General features: G+C 37.5%; 4 protein-coding genes. 2 read left to right on the plus strand and 2 right to left on the minus strand.

Going from position 1 to position 3,722, the window contains the following annotated elements:
- Positions 1-62: 62 nt before the first annotated feature.
- Complete coding sequence (gene tpx / locus P20652_RS02970; RefSeq protein ID WP_008171677.1) at positions 63-644, minus strand: thiol peroxidase; 582 nt, start codon at positions 642-644, stop codon at positions 63-65.
- Positions 645-877: 233 nt separating this feature from the next.
- Between tpx and P20652_RS02965 the strand changes: the two genes are divergently transcribed.
- Both P20652_RS02965 and P20652_RS02960 read left to right on the plus strand, forming a co-directional pair.
- Positions 878-1,882, plus strand: coding sequence for a response regulator (locus tag P20652_RS02965; RefSeq protein WP_008171679.1), 1,005 nt, complete (start codon positions 878-880; stop codon positions 1,880-1,882).
- Positions 1,883-1,885: 3 nt separating this feature from the next.
- Positions 1,886-2,857, plus strand: coding sequence for a diguanylate cyclase (locus P20652_RS02960; RefSeq protein WP_008171681.1), 972 nt, complete (start codon positions 1,886-1,888; stop codon positions 2,855-2,857).
- 48 nt (positions 2,858-2,905) lie between these two features.
- Here the strand turns inward: P20652_RS02960 and P20652_RS18945 are convergent.
- Positions 2,906-3,722, minus strand: an 817-nt coding sequence (locus P20652_RS18945) for a SpoVR family protein (RefSeq protein WP_033017953.1), incomplete at its 5' end; no start/stop codon positions are given.

The raw sequence follows: 3,722 nt of genomic DNA on the forward strand, positions 1-3,722 counted from the left end.
TTGGTCGGTTTTTTGTTTTTAAGGCTGTTTAGCATTGCTTAATCAATGCTATTTAATCGGCTTTACAGCGTTTTAAGTTTCTCAATTACGCTGTTGTATTCTGGTTCAGTTGAAAGGCTACTAACTAATTGTTTATAAATGACGTTATGGCTTTCATCTAAAATAAATACAGTTCGCGTTAATAAGCCCATATCTTTAATAATCAATCCGTATTTTTGGCCAAAATCGCGCCAAACAGAATCTGATAACGTAGTGATTTTATCGATATTTTCAGCTTTGCAAAAACGCTTTTGAGCAAATGGTAAATCAGCACTAATTGTTAGCATTACAACACTTGGAAATTGCGAGGCTACTTTTTCGTTAAAGTGTTTAGTTTGTAGGCTACAAATGCCGGTGTCAAGGCTTGGTACTACACTTATCAGTACTGCTTGGCCTTTATAATCATTTAGAGTAACGGGAATAAAATTACCATCAACCACTTTAAAATTTGGTGCGTTATCTCCAACAGAGAAACCTTTACCTAATAAAGTGACTGGTTTGCCTTGTGCGGATACTTTTCCTGCATCAAGCGTGTTTTCTGGGTATTCGGCCGCAATAGCTACGGAGCAAAATGCACTCAAAGCAAAGGTAAGTGAACGTAACATAAGGTATTTCCTTTTAAATTAACGCAATGGGTGTCAGTGTATTATACTGCGCTATAGTAACCAAGTGATTATACCGCTCTAATGAAGCTGGGATTAGTTGTGTAATATAAAAATTGTAACTGTGCTAAACTTTGATTAACATGAAGTTACAAAATATATCTTCAATAATAAAAATAAAAGCCATCATATAATGATTTTAATGCACATTACTGGTTTAGAAACAGAGAGATAATATGTCAACATCGGTACTAATATGTGATGATTCAAAATTAGCTAGGCGTCAGCTAGCTCGTTCATTACCTGAAGATTGGGATATTAAAGTTGAATTTGCACTCGACGGCATTGATTGCATAAAGCAAATAAAGTTAATTAAACCAGAAATACTTTTTCTCGATTTAAATATGCCTGAAATGGATGGGTATGAAGTATTAATCGCTATGAAAGAACAGGGGCTTAATATTCTCACTGTTGTTGTCTCTGGTGATATACAACCTAATGCACACCAACGAGTACTTGAACTTGGTGCTATCGATTTTATTCAAAAACCATGCTCCCCCGAAAAACTCGCTCATATAATTGAACATCATGGAATTAAAGACAAGGCTATGCGTGAGCGCCTCTCTAACTCGTTAGGTGAGCAAGTCGACCCTGATGTACGAGACATATATCAAGAACTAACGAATGTTGCTATGGGGCAAGCAGGGGACTTACTTGCACGTCTTCTTAATGTATTTGTCGAGCTACCAATCCCGAATGTAAATGTTTTAGAAGTAAATGAACTCGATATGGCGCTGCAGTCTATTGATAATAACGCTGCGACTTCAGGGATTTGCCAAGGGTTTATTGGAGGCGGTGTCTCTGGCGAGGCATTGTTACTTCTAAATGACTCAAGTTTTAAAGAAATTGCCTCACTGATGAATTACGATGGTGAGTTAAACGATAAAGTTGAGCTTGAGTTGCTTATGGATATAAGCAACATTTTAATAGGTGCCATTTTAACAGGCCTGTCAAAGCAGCTAGATATGTCGTTTAGCCAAGGGCACCCTATAGTGCTGGGTCAGCATAGAGACGTATCTGAATTAGTAAAAGCTAATAAGTCTCGTTGGCAGCGAACTCTCGCTATCGAAATCAGCTATGGCATAGAAGATCACGACATAAATTGCGATCTTATGCTGTTATTTACTGAAGATTCACTTAAAACTTTGAAATACAAAGTTGCTTACCTATTAGAAGATTAAGTTATGGCTGCTGATTTAGAAATGAATGAGATCCACTGGTTAATGGATATGTTTAATACCGTTGACGTGGGCCTTGTTGTGCTCGATAGAGACTATAGAGTTTGTGTATGGAATGGTTTTATGGAAAACCATTCAGGACTCCTACCCAGTGCGGTAAAAGATAAAGACCTATTTGACTTATTTCCAGCAATAGATGAAAAATGGTTTAGAAGTAAGTCTGAGTCAGTTTTTATATTGAAAAACCGCTCATTTACCATTTGGGAACAGCAACCTTATATTTTTAAGTTTAAAAATTACCGGCCTATCACTGGTAAAGCTGATTACATGTATCAAAATGCTACATTTATTCCTTTGACCAATATTCGTGCAGAAGTTAGTCATATATGTATTATTTTGTATGATGTAACAGATATTGCGGTAAACAAAAAAGAATTAGAAGATTTAAACGCGCGCTTGGAGCAAGTAAGTCAAACTGATAGCTTGACCCAGTTATACAATCGCGGTCACTGGGAAAGTTCGCTTAAGCAAGAGTTTTTACGCATTAAGCGTAACGGTGGCTCTAGTGCATTACTGATGTTTGATATCGACAGATTTAAAGTGGTAAATGATGAATATGGTCACACTTGCGGTGATGAAGCATTGCGCCACCTGTCAAAGTTATTGAAAACCACGCTTCGTGAAACAGATATCGCAGGCAGGTATGGTGGTGAAGAATTTGTGGTAACCTTGCTGGATACCGATGAAAAAGGCGCTGAGATTTTTGCTGAGCGGTTAAGGGCATTAATTGAGCAAAGCCCTGTTTTGTATAAACAACTTGAAGTGAAATTGACGGTTAGTATTGGTTTTGCGTGTTTCAGCAGTGAATTTAAAGACCATGAGCGCTGGATAGAAGCTGCAGATAAAGCCATGTATCAATCTAAAAAGAATGGGCGAAACAAAGTAACTGCCTACGTTGATATAGAAAATGACGCTTAAGCGTCATTTTTTTAGTCATCAATTTTAGGCTACCGCTTTTATTTATTATTACTCAGTTGTATGACGGGAATCATCTTTAGGGCACTGGCCAATAGGCGTTACTTGCCCATTACCGTCAGCTTGTTCAAGCTTTACTTTAAATCCCCATAATCTGTATAGGTGCTTAAGCACTTCCTCGTGTGTGTTTGCCAAAGGAATATTATTGTGCGGTACATACCTAAGTGTCAGCGATCTATCCCCTCTAATATCAACGTCATATACTTGAATGTTGGGCTCATGATTACTCAAGTTGTACTGCGCTGATAGCGTTTCTCTGACCGCTTTATAGCCACTGTCGTCATGTATTGCCCCCACTTCTAAATGGGGGGTATTAGTATGGTCAACAATAGTAAATAATCTAAAATCACGAATTAACTTAGGCGATAAAAACTGGCTAATAAAACTCTCATCTTTAAAGTTTTCCATTGCAAAATGCAGTGTATCTAGCCAATTACTGCCTGCATATTCAGGAAACCAGCGTTTATCTTCTTCAGTTGGGTGCTCACATATTCTGCGAATATCAACCATCATATTAAAGCCTAAAGCATATGGGTTAATACCTGAATAATACTTGCTGTTGTAAGGAGGCTGATAAACTACATTAGTATGGCTTTGTAAAAACTCTAACATGAAAGAGTCGGTGAGCTTTCCCTCATCATATAAGTGATTAAGGATGGTGTAATGCCAAAAAGTTGCCCAACCTTCGTTCATTACCTGAGTTTGTTTTTGTGGGTAAAAGTATTGCGAAATTTTACGAACAATACGTATCACTTCACGTTGCCAAGAGTCCAGTAATGGGGCATTTTTTTCAATAAAATACAAAATA

This window comes from Pseudoalteromonas sp. BSi20652, from assembly GCF_000239855.1.
Taxonomy (GTDB): Bacteria; Pseudomonadota; Gammaproteobacteria; order Enterobacterales; family Alteromonadaceae; genus Pseudoalteromonas.

Bases quoted from the DNA above. Each gene is read 5' to 3' on its own strand.
- tpx (WP_008171677.1), bottom strand. From the start codon at position 644: ATGTTACGTTCACTTACCTTTGCTTTGAGTGCATTTTGCTCCGTAGCT.
- P20652_RS02960 (WP_008171681.1), top strand. From the start codon at position 1,886: ATGGCTGCTGATTTAGAAATGAATGAGATCCACTGGTTAATGGATATG.
- P20652_RS02965 (WP_008171679.1), top strand. From the start codon at position 878: ATGTCAACATCGGTACTAATATGTGATGATTCAAAATTAGCTAGGCGT.